Below are 18,497 nucleotides of genomic sequence, written 5' to 3' on the forward strand. Positions count from 1 at the left end.
GGGGGAATGACTAATTTTTCCCGTAAAAGCGTTGTTTATTCCAGAGTTGCGATTAACAATACGTTTTTACGACCCCGCATCTAACCAGGCCTGAGTGTTGCAGGCTAGTGTTTATGCACATAGGGATGGGTTTTCGAGGTAGCTATGCTATTTATTGTTCGCTTCATCATCGTTGTTATTTATTCCATTCTGGTGTGTGTCTTTGGTTCTCTTTACTGCCTGTTCAGCCCACGTAATCCGAAGCATGTTGCTACCTTCGGGCATATGTTTGGCCGCCTGGCTCCGGTATTTGGTTTAAAGGTCGAAAAGCGTTTCCCGCAGGGTTACGAGCAGCATGGCAAGGCTATCTATATCGCGAATCACCAGAACAACTACGATATGGTCACCGCGTCTAACATCGTTCAACCGCCAACCGTCACCGTCGGCAAAAAGAGTCTGCTGTGGGTGCCGTTTTTTGGTTTGCTTTACTGGTTAACGGGCAACCTGCTGATTGATCGTAATAACCGGGCAAAGGCGCACGGCACCATTGCACAGGTGGTGAAACATATTCAGAAGCGCAATATTTCTGTCTGGATGTTCCCGGAAGGCACCCGCAGCCGTGGGCGTGGGTTGCTGCCGTTCAAAACAGGGGCGTTCCACGCAGCCATCGCCGCTGGCGTGCCGATTATTCCGGTTTGTGTCTCTGGTACGTCGAATAAAATCAATCTTAACCGCCTGAAAAACGGGCTGGTGATTGTCGAAATGCTGCCCCCCATCGATACCACCGGTTACGGTAAAGATCAGATTCGTGAACTGGCCGCGCATTGCCATGAGCTGATGAAAACGAAAATCGATGAGCTGGACAAAGAAGTGGCTGAGCGCGAGGCCACAGGAAGGGTCTAATCCTTTTGCTATATTGATGCCGGGAAATGATTTCCCGCGCGGTTTATTCAGTTTTTACACGGAGCAACTATGTCACTCAGTCGGCGTCAATTTATTCAGGTATCCGGGGCTGCATTCTGCGCAGGCGCGATACCGCTGAGGGCGAACGCCGCCGGGCAGCAACCGCCGCTGCCGATACCTCCGTTAATTGAATCCCGTCGCGGGCAGCCGCTTTTCCTGACTCTTCAGCGTACGCACTGGTCATTTGCTACCGGAACGCGCGCGCAGGTCTGGGGGGTTAACGGGCGTTATCTTGGGCCGACTATCCGGGTCTGGAGCGGCGATGACGTCAAAATGATTTACAGCAACCGTCTGGCAGAAAATGTCTCTATGACGGTGAGCGGGCTGCAAGTGCCTGGGCCATTAATTGGCGGCGCCGCGCGGATGATGACTGCGAATAATGATTGGGCGCCAGTGCTGCCGATTCGCCAAAGTGCCGCCACGCTCTGGTATCACGCCAACACGCCGAACCGTACCGCACAGCAGGTTTACAATGGCCTCGCCGGAATGTGGCTGGTGGAAGATGACGTCAGTAAATCGCTGCCCATTCCGAACCACTACGGTGTGGATGATTTCCCGATTATTATCCAGGATAAACGGCTGGATAATTTTGGTACGCCGGAATACAGCGAGCCAGGCAGCGGCGGCTTTGTCGGCGATACCCTGATGGTCAACGGCGCGCAAAGCCCGTTTGTCGAGGTGTCGCGCGGTTGGGTGCGTTTACGTCTGCTCAATGCCTCAAATTCTCGTCGTTATCAGTTGCAGATGAGTGACGGACGTCCCCTGCATGTGATCTCCGGCGATCAGGGGTTTTTGCCTGTTCCTGTGTCGATCAAGCAACTGGCGCTGGCGCCGGGTGAACGTCGTGAGGTGCTGGTTGATATGACCAACGGTGATGAGGTTTCTGTCACCTGTGGTGAAGCGGCTGGCATCATGGATCGTCTGCGCGGCTTTTTTGAGCCCTCCAGTATTTTGATTTCCACCCTGGTACTGACGCTGCGGCCTACCGGGCTGCTGCCACTGGTCACCGATACTTTACCGATGCGGCTTTTGCCATCGGACATCATGACCGGTACGCCTGTGCGCAGCCGCGATATTACACTGGGCAGCGATCCGGGGATCAACGGGCAACTGTGGGATCCGCAGCGTATCGACATTACCGCTCAGCAGGGCTCCTGGGAGCGCTGGACAGTGCGTGCGGACATGCCGCAATCATTCCATATGGAAGGCGTACAGTTCCAGGTGCGTAACGTCAATGGCGCAATGCCGTTCCCGGAAGATCGTGGCTGGAAAGATACCGTGTGGGTTGATGGCCAGGTGGAGTTGCTGGTCTATTACGGGCAACCGTCATGGCCGCATTTCCCGTTCCAGTATGGCAGTCAGACCCTGGAGATGGCGGATCGCGGCTCGATCGGGCAGTTGCTGGTGAATCCGGCGGCCTAGTCGATATGGATGCTACTCTGTCGCCCGACAGCGTTCCCGGATGACGGCGTAAACGCCTTATCCGGGCTATATCCTCTTCGGGTTCTGAGGCGAAAACCCCACACATATTCCTTCATTTCATGTATTGATCCAGCGTATAATCCACGCCCTTTGTTTATTTTTTTGCCACTTTTTTGGAAGCAAGATGAGCGCAATATCCCTGATCCAGCCGGATCGCGACCTTTTTTCATGGCCCCAGTACTGGGCGGCCTGCTTTGGTCCGGCTCCGTTTTTACCTATGTCCCGCGATGAAATGGATCAACTCGGCTGGGATAGCTGCGACATCATTCTGGTTACCGGCGATGCGTATGTCGATCACCCGAGCTTCGGTATGGCTATCTGTGGTCGTATGCTCGAAGCCCAGGGCTTTCGCGTTGGCATCATTGCCCAGCCGGACTGGAACAGCAAAGACGACTTTATGCGTTTGGGTAAACCAAACCTGTTCTTCGGCGTGACCGCAGGCAACATGGACTCGATGATCAACCGCTATACGGCGGATCGTAAGCTGCGCCATGACGATGCCTACACCCCGGATAACGTGGCGGGTAAACGTCCGGATCGCGCGACGCTTGCGTATACCCAGCGTTGCAAAGAAGCCTGGAGAGATGTGCCGGTGATCCTCGGTGGCATTGAAGCGAGCCTGCGCCGTACCGCCCATTACGATTACTGGTCCGATACCGTGCGCCGTTCGGTGCTGGTGGACTCCAAAGCCGACATGCTGATGTTCGGTAACGGTGAACGTCCGCTGGTGGAAGTGGCGCACCGTCTGGCACAGGGCGAGCCTATCTCAGAGATTCGCGATGTCCGTAACACCGCGATCATGGTGAAAGAAGCGCTGCCGGGCTGGAGCGGCGTGGATTCACGTATTATTGATATGCCGGGTAAAATCGACCCGATTCCGCATCCCTACGGTGAAGATTTGCCGTGCGCGGATAACAAACCTGTCGAGCCGAAGAAAGCCGAAGCGAAAGCTGTCGTTGTTCAGCCACCGCGTCCGAAACCGTGGGAAAAAACCTACGTGCTGCTGCCCTCCTTTGAGAAGGTCAAAAGCGACAAAGTGCTGTATGCCCACGCTTCGCGTATTTTGCATCATGAAACCAACCCCGGCTGTGCTCGTGCACTGATGCAAAAACATGGCGATCGCTACATCTGGATTAACCCGCCGGCTATCCCGCTTTCTACCGAAGAGATGGACAGTGTTTTTGCCCTGCCGTACAAGCGTGTTCCGCATCCGGCCTACGGTAACAGCCGTATTCCGGCGTACGAAATGATCCGTTTCTCCATCAATATTATGCGCGGCTGCTTTGGTGGCTGCTCCTTCTGTTCGATCACCGAACACGAAGGGCGCATCATTCAGAGCCGTTCGGAAGATTCAATCATTAACGAGATCGAAGCAATTCGTGACACGGTTCCGGGTTTTACCGGCGTCATCTCCGATCTGGGTGGCCCAACGGCCAACATGTACATGCTGCGCTGTAAGTCGCCGCGCGCGGAACAAACCTGTCGCCGTTTGTCCTGTGTGTACCCGGATATTTGCCAGCACATGGATACCAACCATGAGCCGACGATCAATTTGTACCGCCGCGCACGCGATCTGAAAGGCATCAAAAAGATCCTGATCGCCTCCGGGGTACGTTACGACATCGCCGTAGAAGATCCGCGTTATATCAAAGAGCTGGCGACGCACCACGTGGGTGGCTATCTGAAGATTGCCCCGGAACATACCGAAGAAGGGCCGCTGTCGAAGATGATGAAACCGGGCATGGGGAGCTATGACCGTTTCAAAGAGCTATTTGATACCTTCTCGAAGCAGGCCGGTAAAGAGCAGTATTTGATCCCGTACTTTATCTCTGCTCACCCTGGTACGCGCGATGAGGATATGGTCAATCTGGCGCTGTGGCTCAAGCGCCACCGTTTCCGCCTCGACCAGGTGCAGAACTTCTATCCGTCACCGCTCGCTAACTCAACGACCATGTATTACACCGGGAAAAACCCGCTCGGTAAGATTGGTTATAAGAGTGAAGATGTGGTGGTGCCGAAGGGCGACAAACAGCGTCGTCTGCATAAAGCGCTGCTGCGTTACCACGATCCGGCGAACTGGCCGATGATCCGTCAGGCGCTGGAAGAGATGGGTAAAAAGCACCTGATTGGTTCACGTCGCGATTGTCTGGTACCGGCCCCGACGCTGGATGAAATGCGTGAAGCACGTCGCCAGAATCGTAATACCCGTCCGGCGCTGACCAAACACACCCCGATTGTTCATCAGCGTCAGAACGGCTCCACACGCAGCGAAACCGCAAAGCGTGGCGTTGCGAAAAACGGCGCAGTGAAAAGTGATGCTGTGAAAACGGGTGCTGTGAAGAGTGGCGCGGTGAAAAGCGGCGTAATGAAAAACGATAACGCAAAAAAAGCGGTGAAGCGTAAGGCGAGCTAACGATTCACCTACCCCTTACTCTTCGGGAGAGGGGCTGTAGCCCGGATAAGGCGCTTGCGCCGCATCCGGGAACGCGCTAACTTGCCTGCCACTCTGCTAGGGAGAAGGCTGGGAAGAAGGTGTGCTGGTGACATGTTTTTCGTCCGCTTTATCGCTCAGCGCTTCCTGCTGTCGCTCGCGGTTATACTCTTTAATCCCCTGGTATAAGCTCTGGGTTTCATTGACGATGTCGTCAATCAGCCAGCGGCCGTTTTCATCCACCAGAGAGAGCGTCTGTGTAACGGTCTCCGGCCCATCGCTGAATGGGCGGAAGCGGACCACCGCGTCAACGTGCTGACTATCATGGGGCACGATATCGACCTGCTCCAGCACCAGGTTGTCATAATCCTGGCAACCGCAGATAGGATCGTAATTCAAATAGCCTACATCTCCCTCCGCCGTCAGCCTCTGATCCTCTGCGACCTCTTTCATGAGCCGGCTGGAAATCACCTGATCCTTGCCGGAAGCATCAAAAATGACCCCGGCTTGATTATCCTTATAGTGCTGATAAAGCAATTCCACGCTACGCTGAGGAGATTCACCAAACGCGGAAAAGCTGCAAATAAAAAGCAATACCAATAGTTTTCGCATAGTCGATTCTTCTTGTGGGGCACTGTACCCAGAGTAGCATTGCCTTTGTGCAGGCGTAAGTCTTCATATACGAAGAGATGTTTATCTGAATTCAAGGAGCGAGTGATGGCAACACGATTCTGGCCGGGTATCGCGCTTTTAGCGCTATTGCAAAGCGGGTGTGTGGCATACACCCAGTCTCAACCCGCACTGGAAGGCCGCCTGGTGGATAGCAGCGGAAAACCTATACCTGCGGCCACTATTACGCTGAAAAGCTATCGTCCAGGGGCCAGCACCGTAACCGATAGCAAGGGCTTCTTCGCTTTTGCAGGCGAGCATGAATGGTCGTTCTTTTTACCCGTTGGGCCAATCGACAAGATTAACCTTTCCCGCTTGCTTATCAGTGCGCAGGGGCAGCAATACGATGTGTTGCTCTCATATGGGTTGAGTGGACCTTACGGCTCGGGTCCATCGGAAGTGGGTGTACTGTGTACGCTACCTGAAACGCAACTGCCAACGGATAAAGAGGGCACAACGCCGGATATCTGCCAGCGGGTGCCGTATAAAGAAATACAGGCATCCCGCACGGCTGAGTGAGTCGGTGGAAATCAGCCCGGCACTCAGGCCGGGCTAAAAGGACTAATTAGTACAGCCCCAGCATTTTCCACCAGACAAGGCCGATGGTCATAAACACAGCCTGATTGAACAGGCTAATCAAGAACCCTGTTCGCCACCAGGTGCCTGTTGGCACGTAACCGGCGCCAAACAGAATAGGACCGCGTGCGTGGGTGTACTGCGTCAGTGAGCAATAGAGGCTACTGGTAAACGCCAGCATCAGCGCCATTGGCGCGGCGGGAATATTCAGGTGAATACCCACGCCGAGGAAGACGGCGTACAGTGCGGCGATTTGCGCATTACCGCTGGCGAAAAAGTAGTGGGTATAGAAATAGGCGGCATTCAGCAGCAACAGTACAATCACCCAACTGGTGCCGCCCATTGCGTTTCCGATGCTTTCACCAATCACGCCGCCAAACCAGGTGGTGAAGCCCAGTTTTTTCAACTGGTTCGCCATCATCAGCAGCGCCGCAAACCAGATCAGCGTATCCCAGGCCCCTTTCTCGCTTTTCACATCTTCCCAGCTCAGTACTCCGGAAAGTAACAATACCGACAGGCCAACAAAAGATGCGGTTGTCGGGTCCACCCCCAGCGCATCGCCGAAGATCCACAGTATTAGCAGAAGCAGGACGGTGCCGAGCATCAGCCATTCGCCGCGGCTCATTTTCCCCATCAATGCCAGCTCACGCTGCGCCAGGACGGGGGCATCCGGGGTATGTTTGATTTCGGGACGCGTTATCCAGTAAACCAGCACCGGCACGATAAGCAAGGAGACAACGCAGGGAGCCAGCGCGGCGATAAACCAGCCGCCCCAGGTCAGCGTGACGCCTGCGTTTGCCGCCAGCTTCACCGCCAGCAAGTTACCGGTATAGCCGGTCATAAACAGCGCGGCGGTGACATCGTTAACGTTGCCAATACAGGTAATAAGAAAGGTACCGATTTTGCTACGCGATTCATCTTCCGGACGAGAGTCAAAGCTGCGGGCCAGTGAGTCGGCAATCGGGTAGATGACCCCACCGCAACGCGCGGTATTACTTGGCATGGCGGGGGAGAGGATCAGATCGGCAAACGCCAGACCATATGCCAGCCCAAGCGTGCGCTTACCGAGCAGGCGGATCATTTGTAGTGCGATGCGTCGACCAAGCCCGGTTTTGATAAAACCACGGGCGATCATAAAGGCGACGACGATAAGCCAGATAAGTGAACTGTTCAGCTCGCTTAATGCCGTGAGGATAGCGCCATTAGCGGTTTTATCACCCGCAGCGTAGGTGAGGGCGAACACGGTAATACCGATGATGCCGACAGCGCCAATAGGCAGCACTTTCGCGACGATCGAGGCAATGGTTGCGACAAAGACAATAGCTGAATGCCAGGCCTGGGCGCTGAGTCCTTCCGGAGGGGCTATTTGCCAGAGGCCGGTGGCGATAGCAACGATAATAATTAAAGGGAGCCATCGGACTCCTGACGTGGTTTTTTCGGCCATAAAGTCATCCCTATTCATGGTGTAAATAAAACATCGCGAATAAATAATCATTACAAGTGATTATGTGGTTTCAGCATAAATTATGCTGCGCTACAAATGTGAACAAATACACAATAAGAATAGGGTTAAATTGTTTCCTGATGTTTCTGATTTCAGAGAAAAAAAAAGCCCGGCATGGACGCCGGGCGGGTGGAGAGTAAAAGACATTAGCCGCCGAACTGATCCGGGTCAGGGCCAAGACGTTTACCCTGATCGAGTTTAGCGATTTCGGCCAGCTCGTCTTTATCGAGACGGAAATCCCAGACGTCAAAGTTTTCGGCAATGCGCGCCGGAGTGACGGATTTCGGGATCACAACCAGACCGCAGTCCAGATGCCAGCGAATCACAATCTGTGCGGGGGTCTTGCCGTATTTATCCGCCAGCTCGCGGATAATTTTCTGGTCAAATACCCCTTCGCCGCCCTGTGCCAGAGGGCTCCAGGATTCGGTCTGGATTTTGTGCGTGGCGTTCCAGGCATGCAACTGGCGCTGCTGCAAAAGAGGGTGCAGTTCAATCTGGTTGATAACCGGGGTCACGTTCGTCTCATCGATCAGCTTCTGCAGATGATGAATCTGGAAATTACATACCCCAATGCTCTTCACCAGCCCCTGTTCCTGGAGTTTGATCATTCCTTTCCAGGCCTCAACATAGTGATCGATAGCCGGAACCGGCCAGTGCATCAGATAGAGATCAACATAATCGAGCTGCAGTTTATCGAGGCTTTCTTGCAATGCTTCCTGTGGGCGTTTCTGATCGTCATTCCACAGTTTTGTGGTAATAAACAGGTCTTCACGCGCAACGCCTGCACTTTTTAATGCCGTGCCGACGCCGTCTTCATTTTTATACGCGGCAGCGGTATCAATAGAGCGATAGCCCACTTCCAGCGCCTTGTGAATGGCGGAAACCACTTCCTCATTGCCCGCTTTCCACACGCCAAGACCCAGCTGCGGCATCAGGTTGCCGTCCGAAAGCTTAATCACGGTTGGATGTGTCATGCATTCCTCCTGTATGAGCTTACCGGGACAAGTCCCGGTAAGGTTGTGTGCATTAAGTCTGGACGAAAAGTCCAAAAACGAAAGGCAGCGGAGTAAAAAGCTTAGCGTGCCGCTTCGTAAATGCGACGGCTGACTTCAAGAGTAATATCCTGATGTTCACCGAGTTTTGTCATGCCATGTTCTTCCAGTTTTGCCAGCAATGCAGGGATAGAACTGCCGTCCAGACCGTAACCGGACAGACGCGTCGGCACACCCATCTGCTCAAAGAAACCACGGGTTGCTTCGATAGCGGCATCGATACGACTGTCTTCAGAACCTTCCGTGATATTCCAGACACGTTCTGCATATTGCAGCAGTTTGGCGCGCTTGGTGTCGCGTTTCTCATTCCACAGGGCAGGGAGCACTATCGCCAGCGTCTGGGCATGATCAAGACCGTGCATTGCCGTCAGCTCATGGCCGAGCATATGGGTCGCCCAGTCTTGCGGCACCCCCGCACCAATCAGGCCGTTTAGCGCCTGGGTGGCCGCCCACATGACGTTGGCGCGGACATCATAGTTTTCCGGTTCTTCCAGCGCCTTCGGACCTTCTTCAATCAGCGTCAACAGAATGCCTTCAGCGAAACGATCCTGGATTTTGCCGTTTACCGGGTACGTGACATATTGCTCGACGGTATGCACGAAGGCGTCCACAACACCGTTAGCGACCTGGCGCGGCGGCAGAGTGTAGGTGTAAACCGGATCCAGCACGGCAAAAATCGGCTGAACGTGTTCAGACATAAACGCTTGTTTATCGCCAGTGGTTTTACGGGAGATAACCGCGCCTTTGTTGGATTCGGAGCCGGTTGCCGGCAGCGTCAGCACGGAACCCATCGGGATTGCGCTGGTGATTTTGCTGCCGTAGGTTTGCAGAATTTCCCACGGATCTACGCCTTCTGCGTAATGCGCCGCTGCAGCGATGAATTTGGTGCCATCCAGCACTGAGCCGCCGCCGACCGCCAGCAGGAAGGTAATTTTTTCATCCTGCGCGATTTTGACGGCTTTCATCAGAGTTTCGTAAGACGGATTGGGTTCGATACCGCTGAATTCCCGCACATCCAGACCTTCCAGCGCGCTATACACCTGATCCAGCACACCGTTTTTCTTCACGCTACCGCCACCGTAGGTAATCAGGACGCGAGCGTCTGCCGGGATTTGTTCACGCAAATCGGCAATCGCGCCTTTACCAAACAGGATGCGGGTAGGGGTATGGAGATTAAAGTTGTTCATTGCTCGTTCCCTTTATGTGGGTGATAGATGAGCAGGCAGTATGCTGCCCGATGGCAATAATTGTGGCCGTGGTGGGCTTACCTCTCAATGCACATTTCTGCCGATGTCTTGCCTGTTTCTCCAGCTTGCTGGAGAAACCGCACAAAAGATTGCACACTGTAGCGGTCGAAAAACAGTGAAGGAGCGGCGAGCTATGAACCGTGACGAGATTTGCCAGGCGCTAACGCATAAAGTAAAAGTACTGAAAAATAATGAAAACTATCTCAGTACGCTGCTTCCGGATATCCGTTTACTTTACGGTACTGAACCGGGAACCCGCACGCCGGTGATGTATCAACCGGGGATCGTTTTTCTCTTCTCCGGCCATAAGATTGGTTATATCAACGAGCGCGTATTTCGCTACGATACCAATGAATATTTACTGCTTACCGTACCCTTACCCTTTGAGTGTGAGACCTATGCAACGCCGGAGGTTCCGCTGGCGGGGTTACGCCTTAACGTCGACATTCTGCAGCTACAGGAACTGCTGATGGATATTGGCGAAGATGAATCTTTCCAGCCTGCGATGGCGGCAAGCGGCATCAACTCTGCCACCCTGTCCGAAGAGATCCTGTGTGCTGCGGAGCGTTTACTCGACGTGATGGAACGCCCGCTGGATGCCCGTATTCTGGGAAAACAGATCATTCGCGAGCTGCTCTATCACGTGCTCACTGGACCGCGTGGCGGCGCACTGCTGGCGCTGGTTAGCCGCCAGACCCATTTCAGCTTAATCAGCCGGGTGCTGAAACGCATTGAGAGCCAATACACGGAAAACCTGAGCGTCGACGAACTGGCGGCGGAAGCCAATATGAGCGTCTCGGCGTTTCACCATAACTTTAAGTCGGTGACCAGCACCTCGCCGTTGCAGTACCTTAAAAGCTACCGCCTGCACAAAGCGCGAATGATGATGATCCATGATGGTATGAAAGCCAGTGCTGCGGCCATTCGTGTGGGGTATGAGAGCCCGTCGCAATTCAGCCGCGAGTTTAAACGCTATTTTGGCGTCACGCCGGGGGAAGATGCTGCGAGAATTCGCATGATGCAAGCAGGATGATTTTCCTTCTCCTTTTGGGAGAAGGAAAAAGGAAAGGTATCAGGCGCTGCAGTATTTTTTCTTAATCACGACGGCCAGCGTACCCACCAGCCCGGCGACCAGCAGGAAAAGCGGCAGAATCATCAGGAATGTCATCACCTGATCTTCATGGCGCTTGACGAAGGGGATCATGCTAATGGCATAGCCCAGCGTGGTGATCATGCCGACCCACAGCAGGCCACTGAGCCAGTTGAAAAGCTGAAAGCGGCGGCTGGACAAGCCTGAAATGCCGGCCATGGTTGGCAACAGAGTACGCACGAAAGCCAGGAAGCGCCCGGCCAGCAGCGCCAGCAAACCGTGACGGTCAAACATGCAGGTTGCGCGCTGGTGATATTTCTCCGGCAACTGCGCCAGCCAGCTCTTCACCACTCGCGTATTCCCCAGCCAACGTCCCTGCAGGTAGCTTAACCAGCAGCCCAGACTGGCGGCAGACGTCAGGATCAGGAGTGTCGACAGGTAGTCCATGCAACCACGCGCCACCAGTGCGCCAGCCAATAAAAGCAAACTGTCCCCAGGTAAAAACGAGGCCGGAAGCAATCCGTTTTCTAAAAAGAGTGTGGCAAACATCACGAAATAGACGACGCCAACAATATGTGGGTTCGCCAGCGCTGCAAAGTCGTGGTGCCAGAGCGCAGCGATAATGTCTTGAATTACAGCCATGGACTTTCCTGTGGTACCGCTTAGAGAAGGCTATTGTACCTGCTTATCGCCCGAAACACCTTGATCCCAGGCGCAATTAATACAGAGTATTCTGCTAGCGTAATCAGAATTTTCAACCAGCAGTTAACAATTTAAACGATACGCTGGAAACCTGCGGCCAAATCATCAATTAAATCATCAACATCTTCCAGACCAATATGAACACGAATCAGAGTACCGCTAAAATCCACGCCGCCATCAGGACGAATAGCCGCGATCTGTTCCGGTTGATTTGCCAGAATTAATGATTCATACCCACCCCAGGAGTAGGCCATGCTGAACAATGAGAAATTATCGAGATAGGCCGCCAGCTCTTCATTGTTAAGACGCTTGTTCAGAATGAAGGAAAACAGGCCGCTGCTACCGCTAAAATCGCGCTTCCAGAACTCATGACCTTTGCTCCCGGGCAGCGCCGGATGGTTAACCTGCGCGACTTGCGGGTGCGAAGCCAGCCACTTCGCGATTTTCAGACTGCTTTCATGATGCTGACGCAGACGTACGCCAAGGGTACGCAGGCCACGGCTGGTCATATACGCCGTATCCGCATCGACCATTTGCCCCATCAGATAGGCATTCTCACGCAGTTGATCCCAACAACGGGCGTTGGAAACCGCGGTGCCGATCATCCCATCAGAGTGGCCAATCAGGTATTTGGTGGCGGCCTGAATGGAAATGTCGATATCGAATTCAAGGGCTTTAAAGAGAATGCCTGCCGCCCAGGTATTGTCGATCATAATGATCGCCTCTGGCGCCACGCTTCTGACCGCCTGCACAATTGCCGGTACGTCATGAACTTCCATGGTAATGGAGCCAGGGGATTCGAGGAACACGATTTTCGTATTGGGCTGAATCAGACGCACAATGCTTGAGCCGATCATCGGGTCAAACCAACTGGTGGTCACGCCGAGCTTGGTGAGGATCTTCGTACAAAAATCCTGGCTTGGTTCATAGGCGCTATTGGTCATCAGGATATGGTCGCCCTGTTCTACAAACGCCAGAATGGTATTTGCCACTGCCGCGGCGCCACACGGGAAAAGGGCACATCCTGCGCCGCCTTCCAGCTCACACATGGCGTCCTGTAACGAGAAATGGGTTAGCGTGCCGCGACGCCCGTAAAAAAGCTCGCCTTTTGCGCGATTACGCGTGGCCTGCTTTTTCGCTTCGACAGTGTCGAAAACCAGGGAGGAAGCCCGTTGAATGACACTATTCACCGAACCCTGCGTGTATTTCTTGCTGCGCCCCGCGTTCACCAGAGCGGTATCAATATGCTTCGCCGTCATGTTCGCCTAACCTGTTTTTATACGTCTGGATGTCCAGACTACCATGAATGCCAGACGATGCATCGGTGCCTGTTCTGATAAAGCATAAAATTTTATGAATATTCGGCGATGAAACTTTTTTACTGCGTGAGCGCAAGGAAAAAGCGGGAATATTGCGGCAGTATGTAAATACTAATGAGAACTACTATCAATTCGACGATGTTTTGATATTATTATGCTCAGATTTTGTGATATGCGTCGTGGAGATACACAGTGGGTAATAATTTGATGCAGGCGGATCTTTCCGTTTGGGGTATGTATCAACATGCCGACATCGTAGTAAAAATTGTGATGATCGGGTTGATTCTGGCATCAGTGGTCACCTGGGCAATCTTCTTTAGTAAAAGTGCTGAGATGATTGCGCATAAACGCCGTCTTAAACGTGAACAGCAATTGCTGGCTGATGCCCGTTCGCTGGATCAGGCCAGTGACATCGCCTCCGCTTTCCATGCCAGAAGCCTCAGCACACAGTTAATTAACGAAGCCCAAAATGAGCTGGAGTTGTCCGCGGGTAGCGAAGATAACGAAGGTATTAAAGAGCGCACGGGTTTCCGCCTTGAGCGTCGCGTTGCCGCTACGGGCCGTCATATGGGCCGTGGCAATGGTTACCTTGCGACAATTGGCGCTATTTCCCCGTTCGTGGGGCTGTTTGGCACCGTATGGGGCATCATGAACAGCTTCATTGGTATTGCCCAGACGCAGACCACTAACCTTGCCGTGGTTGCACCGGGTATCGCGGAAGCGTTGCTGGCCACCGCGATCGGTCTGGTGGCGGCAATTCCTGCCGTGGTTATCTATAACATCTTCGCCCGCATGATCGGCGGTTATAAAGCGACGCTGGGTGATGTTGCCGCACAGGTTCTGCTGTTGCAAAGCCGCGATCTGGATCTGGCTGCCAGCGCCGCAGCAAAACCCGTTCACGCCGCCCAGAAACTACGAGTAGGTTGATGCCCCATGGCAATGCGTCTTAACGAAAACCTCGACGATAACGGCGAAATGCACGAAATCAACGTAACGCCGTTTATCGACGTTATGCTGGTTCTGCTGATTATCTTCATGGTGGCTGCGCCGCTTGCAACGGTAGATGTGAAAGTTAATCTGCCGGCTTCTACCAGTCAGCCGCAGCCGCGTCCGGAAAAACCCATTTACCTGTCTGTCAAAGCGGATAACAGCATGTTCATTGGTAACGATCCGGTGACTGACGAAACGATGGTGACTCAGCTTGATGCCATCACCGAAGGGAAGAAAGACACGACGGTCTTCTTCCGTGCGGATAAGACTGTTGATTACGAAACCATCATGAAGGTGATGGATACTCTGCATCGCGCGGGCTATCTCAAAATTGGCCTGGTCGGCGAAGAGGTTGCAGCCGCGAAGTAACCTTCGCGTTTGCTTATTAAGGCTGGCCTGCGGGTCGGCCTTTTTGTTTTCAGGGCTCCGCTCAGCCGACGATATAACACCTTATTTCAGGGAATCTTAACCTGAGAATGCGTAAACCAATACAGTGGGAATGATTCAGTGAATAGTCAAATCGGGTGAATAATTATTGATAATAAGGGGAGGGATAATAAGGTTATTTCGCTGCTTGCGCAGGCTCTGACGTGAGGGGCGTTGCCGCGTCTTCTGACGCAGGTTTTTCCTCAGGCGCAACGGTCGTCACAACCGCGGTGCGGTATTCTTCATCGGCAAGCTTACGGCTGATGCGCAGGGTTGCGGTCTCTCTGGCAAGGATATGCTGGTAATTGGCTTCCAGCCTGGCCATTATTTTTTCCAGCAGTTCAGGGCGCTCCTCCACGATAGCGTTGATTGTCGCACCATAGATCTCTTCTTTTACCTGAAAGGCATAGATTTCCCGGCGATTTTGCCACTTTAGTCGTACAAGGGCCGCAGGGATAGAGATGAGCTCATGGGCAATGCGCTGTATGGTGGCGTTCTTACTCTGAATCAGTGCATCAATATTTTGCTTTAAGATAAATTCGTCGCTGGGTTGATTGTCTAAAGTCAAATAAACGTCGTTATTATCTATTTTCTCCACGTCATTCATCCCCTAGCTTATAAAACAAAGGCGTATCTTTTTCGCGGGTAATGAGATTAAGCCAAATTTCATTTCCTGCTTCATTAATTTGTTTGGTCTTTTCGGAAATTATTTGGCTTAATGTCTGGGCATCAATCTCGCCTTCGGCTTGCAAATCGTTCAGCAGGCGGGCAAAAGTTTCGATTTTTACCACACGATATAATCGATCTTTTATATGACGATCGCGCTCCTCAAGCAACATATTCCGCGACTGACCGGTACGATTGGCATTCGCTAATATATCGCTGGCATAATCAGAGAGAGTTCTTTTTCCCTGAGTTAAATTAGTGTCTTTTTCTGCTTCTCCCGGTTCTGTTTCCGTAACAGAAATGTGAAATCGAGCCGGGACAAGATTCTCGGGGAGCATTTCTAATATCCTTTAATATCAATAAGGTAGGAGAAGTTCAGGCGTGAGGTTCGTTGACAATATCATGGCGCACTTTTAAAATCAAAAAAAATGGAGCCTGCATATGAACAGTATTTATTATTCTGTTGTCATTTTATTGCTGTTAACGGGCGGCGTACTTTTATTGATGCGCGAGAACAATAAAAAGCCGTCCATAGCTGAAACTGAAACGTTGGCGCCGCAAGCTAAGCCTCTGTCCAAAGAGGAGGGCGAAGACCATTTCGCAATGCTAATGAATGCCATTACCCCGGTGTGGTACTGGCGTGTAAATCATGAATATATCGATTTTCTTCATGCGACGATTAAACGCATGAACATGGCGGAGATAAATAGCGTTCCCGGGTTATTTGAGGCGCAGCGCCGTTGCAGCGATCTCAATTCTGCCGTCTACAAGTATTATGACAATATTAAAAAGCGCTGTTTAAACGGCGAAAAAGTGATGCACTCTGACCTTGATGTGTTGAACCTGCGCCAGTGTTTTCGCGAGTTCAGCATGGAGGCCTACCCGGAACTGGTCGTGCTGGTATGGCCGGAATATCAGCGCCCGGAGATAGACCCGGCACAGGTGTAACCTGTCGTGACGTTCCACTGCTGCCGGTGCAGCAGTGGAACAGGCGAATCAATATTTCGCGTGGTGTTTAAAGCGGAAATCTTCCATAAAACCGGTCAGTTTTTCTACCGCACCGAGCGTCAGCGCGTTATAGATTGAGGCACGTACGCCGCCAATCGCGCGGTGACCGCCAAGGCCGGAGAATCCAGCGGCTGTCGCTTCATTCAGGAACAACGCTTCCAGCTCTTTCGTCGGCAAATTGAACGCAACATTCATATCAGAACGGAAAGCCGCTTCACCCCATGGGCGGAAGAAATCATTGCTGCCGTCAATCAGGCCATACAGCAATTTCGCTTTTTGCTGGTTGATTTGAGCCATGTTTTCCAGCCCACCGACGTCATTGAGCAGCCAGCGTGTGACCAGCAGTACAACATAAATTGCGAAGACCGGCGGGGTGTTGAAGTTCGAGTGTGACTCAACCTGACGGCGATAGTCCAGGAATGACGGCAGGTTATCCGGGGCGTTTTGTACCACGCTGTCACGAACCAGTACGATGGTAACGCCTGCCGGACCAATGTTTTTCTGCGCATGGGCGTAAATCAGCGAGAATTTATCGGCCTCACACGGCTTAGACAAAAAGTCAGAAGACATGTCACAGACGCGCGGCACGTCGTCGCGGCCCAGAATACGATTGAACTGCAGACCTTCTACCGTCTCGTTGGAGACATAGTGAATGTACGGAGCGTCCGGCGAAAAATCTAACTCTTCATCGGTCGGCAAACGGCGATAACCATGTTCCTCACCGCTCCAGATGACGCGAACCGGGCCTTCACGCATGGCCTCGGTCACCACTTTACGGCTCCAGTAGCCGGTATCAAAATATTCTGCCGGGTGTTTTTTCCCCCGCAGCATGGTCATTGGGACCATAGAGAACTGCTGTGTCGCACCACCCTGCAGGAACAGGATATGGTAGTTGGAAGGCAGGCCTAACAGCGTGCGGATATTGTTTTCGGTTTCACGCACCACATTTTCAAACCAGTCTGAACGGTGGCTGATACCAAGAATGGACAGCCCCGCCTCAGGGACATTAATGATCGCCTGTTGGACCTGGTTTAATACCACCTCGGGCAGCGCGCCCGGGCCGCCGGAGAAGTTCAGTGCGTTATTCGGATTCAATGACATGTTCATACCTGTGTAGCATAAATGGGTTAGAGCGTTTTACCGGCCCGTTGTAACAACATTTCCCGCATCGCAGTTTTGACTTTATGCATATGAATCTGCTTGTTGGGAAACATCACTTCGTCGTCCATGGCGTGCACGACCATCGCCGGATCGATTTCAAAAATCAGCAGTTCGCCGTTCTGCGTCTCGGCACAATCGATACCGATGTACTCAAGGCCTGTGCGCTGGCTAATTGCGTCCAGCGCATCATGGTGGCGTGCGGCAAAATCAGCGAATTCGTTCAGGAAGCGGGCTTCCTGAGCGCGTTTGTTTTCGTCTTCGTACATCCCTGCGTTGACGTAATGGATCATCCAGTTGGACGACACGCCCATATGGCAGGCATACGCTTTGCCGTCGATTAGCACCAGGCGCATTTTGCGAAACAGACCGTCGTCACCGCTGTAATCCACGAAACGGGACAAGAAAAACGTATCCTCGTCGTTCTGCTGCAGATAGGACGCGACGGCCTCACGGTTATCCACTTTTTGTAGACCGTGACCACCATGGCTGCCGACCGGGCGCAGAATAATCGGGAAGGCGTGATCGTCGGCGATATCGGAGACGGACTTCTCTCCCGCTGCCACAGACTGCAGAGACTGGCGGCTGATATGCAGCGCCGGACAGATCACCAGACCGGGCACATTTTGCAGCAGGATACTGGCATTGTGGCGTTCAGAATTGGGGACGTTTTGAGGTGGATTCAGGACCGGCGTAGGCCAGTCGCGCAGAACATTCTCCAGGCGCTGCAAAACGGCACTTTGTTCGTCGCTGGCACCAATCGCCACCATCACCAGATCGTGTTCCGGCACGGGTGACGTCAACGGATGCGGCGCAGTGGGATCGACATAGTAATTGATGAGATCGATGTCGCTATCTTCAAGCAGGCAGTCGAGCGGAATATTGGCCGAAAGATTACCCGGCACCATCAGCATCAGTACACGCAGTTTCGTTGGCTGACGCGCATGCCAGTGGTAAACGCGTTGCATCTGCAGCGCCTGGTTTTGAATTTGCAGACCTAACTCTTCATGTTTCAGGCTCATCATGGCCGTGGCAAGGTTCATCCACAGGGTCGCATCTTCCGGTGCTTTTTCCGCAAGGGCGATCATTTCTTGTGCCATAGAGGAGAAGTCAATACCTGCGATGCTCATACGTAAAAACGGCGCCATTCCCAGGAATGGCAACGATTGAGCTTCCGGCTCTGACGTTAACGACATACTGAGTGCCTCTGGTTATACAGTCGATATGACTTATGA

General features: G+C 52.8%; 18 protein-coding genes. 8 read left to right on the forward strand and 10 right to left on the reverse strand.

Annotated elements, in window-relative coordinates:
* Positions 1–144 precede the first annotated feature (144 nt).
* The 3 genes from MRY16398_RS03805 (at position 145) to MRY16398_RS03815 (ending at position 4,837) form a co-directional block, all read left to right on the forward strand.
* The gene (locus tag MRY16398_RS03805) at positions 145–882 is read left to right on the forward strand and encodes a 1-acylglycerol-3-phosphate O-acyltransferase (protein WP_039078084.1); all 738 of its coding nucleotides are present in this window, start codon (positions 145–147) and stop codon (positions 880–882) included.
* A gap of 69 nt (positions 883–951) precedes the next feature.
* A complete protein-coding gene (gene ftsP / locus MRY16398_RS03810; RefSeq protein ID WP_039078083.1) occupies positions 952–2,364 on the forward strand; it encodes a cell division protein FtsP in 1,413 nt (470 codons plus the stop codon).
* Between the two features lie 184 nt (positions 2,365–2,548).
* Positions 2,549–4,837: a YgiQ family radical SAM protein gene (locus MRY16398_RS03815; protein WP_169038818.1), complete on the forward strand. Its 2,289-nt coding sequence runs from the start codon at positions 2,549–2,551 to the stop codon at positions 4,835–4,837.
* 96 nt (positions 4,838–4,933) lie between these two features.
* Here MRY16398_RS03815 and MRY16398_RS03820 read toward each other — a convergent pair whose 3' ends face one another.
* A complete protein-coding gene (locus MRY16398_RS03820; RefSeq protein ID WP_079497100.1) occupies positions 4,934–5,467 on the reverse strand; it encodes a DUF3828 domain-containing protein in 534 nt (177 codons plus the stop codon).
* Positions 5,468–5,572: 105 nt separating this feature from the next.
* Here MRY16398_RS03820 and MRY16398_RS03825 point away from each other — a divergent pair, with 105 nt between their 5' ends.
* Positions 5,573–6,043, forward strand: coding sequence for a carboxypeptidase-like regulatory domain-containing protein (locus MRY16398_RS03825; protein WP_079497101.1), 471 nt, complete (start codon positions 5,573–5,575; stop codon positions 6,041–6,043).
* 46 nt (positions 6,044–6,089) lie between these two features.
* On the opposite strand, the gene MRY16398_RS03830 is transcribed toward MRY16398_RS03825, so the two are convergent.
* The 3 genes from MRY16398_RS03830 to yqhD all read right to left on the reverse strand — a co-directional run bounded on the left by MRY16398_RS03830 (position 6,090) and on the right by yqhD (position 9,843).
* Positions 6,090–7,544 carry a DASS family sodium-coupled anion symporter gene (locus MRY16398_RS03830; protein ID WP_039078082.1) on the reverse strand — a complete coding sequence of 485 codons (1,455 nt, stop codon included), beginning with the start codon at positions 7,542–7,544 and terminating at the stop codon, positions 6,090–6,092.
* A gap of 206 nt (positions 7,545–7,750) precedes the next feature.
* Complete coding sequence (dkgA, locus tag MRY16398_RS03835; protein ID WP_039078081.1) at positions 7,751–8,578, reverse strand: 2,5-didehydrogluconate reductase DkgA; 828 nt, start codon at positions 8,576–8,578, stop codon at positions 7,751–7,753.
* Between the two features lie 101 nt (positions 8,579–8,679).
* On the reverse strand, positions 8,680–9,843 hold the full coding sequence (gene yqhD / locus MRY16398_RS03840; RefSeq protein WP_079497102.1) for an alcohol dehydrogenase: 1,164 nt from the start codon (positions 9,841–9,843) through the stop codon (positions 8,680–8,682).
* A gap of 193 nt (positions 9,844–10,036) precedes the next feature.
* Here yqhD and MRY16398_RS03845 point away from each other — a divergent pair, with 193 nt between their 5' ends.
* The gene (locus MRY16398_RS03845) at positions 10,037–10,936 is read left to right on the forward strand and encodes an AraC family transcriptional regulator (RefSeq protein ID WP_039078079.1); all 900 of its coding nucleotides are present in this window, start codon (positions 10,037–10,039) and stop codon (positions 10,934–10,936) included.
* A 39-nt stretch (positions 10,937–10,975) separates the two neighbouring features.
* Here MRY16398_RS03845 and yghB read toward each other — a convergent pair whose 3' ends face one another.
* Positions 10,976–11,635 carry a DedA family general envelope maintenance protein YghB gene (gene yghB / locus MRY16398_RS03850; RefSeq protein WP_039078078.1) on the reverse strand — a complete coding sequence of 220 codons (660 nt, stop codon included), beginning with the start codon at positions 11,633–11,635 and terminating at the stop codon, positions 10,976–10,978.
* A gap of 131 nt (positions 11,636–11,766) precedes the next feature.
* Complete coding sequence (gene metC, locus MRY16398_RS03855; protein WP_039078077.1) at positions 11,767–12,954, reverse strand: cystathionine beta-lyase; 1,188 nt, start codon at positions 12,952–12,954, stop codon at positions 11,767–11,769.
* Between the two features lie 252 nt (positions 12,955–13,206).
* Here metC and exbB point away from each other — a divergent pair, with 252 nt between their 5' ends.
* Positions 13,207–13,941, forward strand: a complete 735-nt coding sequence (exbB, locus tag MRY16398_RS03860; protein WP_039078076.1) for a tol-pal system-associated acyl-CoA thioesterase — start codon at positions 13,207–13,209, stop codon at positions 13,939–13,941.
* A gap of 6 nt (positions 13,942–13,947) precedes the next feature.
* A complete protein-coding gene (exbD, locus tag MRY16398_RS03865; protein ID WP_125123857.1) occupies positions 13,948–14,373 on the forward strand; it encodes a TonB system transport protein ExbD in 426 nt (141 codons plus the stop codon).
* A gap of 193 nt (positions 14,374–14,566) precedes the next feature.
* Here exbD and MRY16398_RS03870 read toward each other — a convergent pair whose 3' ends face one another.
* Positions 14,567–15,037, reverse strand: coding sequence for a cytoplasmic protein (locus MRY16398_RS03870; protein ID WP_125123858.1), 471 nt, complete (start codon positions 15,035–15,037; stop codon positions 14,567–14,569).
* The gene (locus MRY16398_RS03875; protein ID WP_039078073.1) at positions 15,030–15,434 is read right to left on the reverse strand and encodes a hypothetical protein; all 405 of its coding nucleotides are present in this window, start codon (positions 15,432–15,434) and stop codon (positions 15,030–15,032) included. The genes MRY16398_RS03870 and MRY16398_RS03875 overlap by 8 nt, the downstream gene beginning before the upstream one ends.
* A 103-nt stretch (positions 15,435–15,537) precedes the next feature.
* Here MRY16398_RS03875 and MRY16398_RS03880 point away from each other — a divergent pair, with 103 nt between their 5' ends.
* Entirely contained in the window at positions 15,538–16,044 is a 507-nt protein-coding gene (locus MRY16398_RS03880; RefSeq protein WP_039078072.1) for an ESA_00282 family adhesion-associated protein, read from the forward strand.
* 48 nt (positions 16,045–16,092) lie between these two features.
* Here MRY16398_RS03880 and MRY16398_RS03885 read toward each other — a convergent pair whose 3' ends face one another.
* Together MRY16398_RS03885 and MRY16398_RS03890 are read right to left on the reverse strand one after the other, a co-directional pair.
* Complete coding sequence (locus MRY16398_RS03885; protein ID WP_172600618.1) at positions 16,093–17,205, reverse strand: phosphoserine transaminase; 1,113 nt, start codon at positions 17,203–17,205, stop codon at positions 16,093–16,095.
* A gap of 26 nt (positions 17,206–17,231) precedes the next feature.
* Positions 17,232–18,458, reverse strand: coding sequence for an ATP-grasp domain-containing protein (locus tag MRY16398_RS03890; protein ID WP_039078070.1), 1,227 nt, complete (start codon positions 18,456–18,458; stop codon positions 17,232–17,234).
* Positions 18,459–18,497: the final 39 nt, after the last annotated feature.

The organism is Phytobacter sp. MRY16-398 (assembly GCF_003925915.1).
GTDB lineage: Bacteria > Pseudomonadota > Gammaproteobacteria > Enterobacterales > Enterobacteriaceae > Phytobacter > Phytobacter diazotrophicus.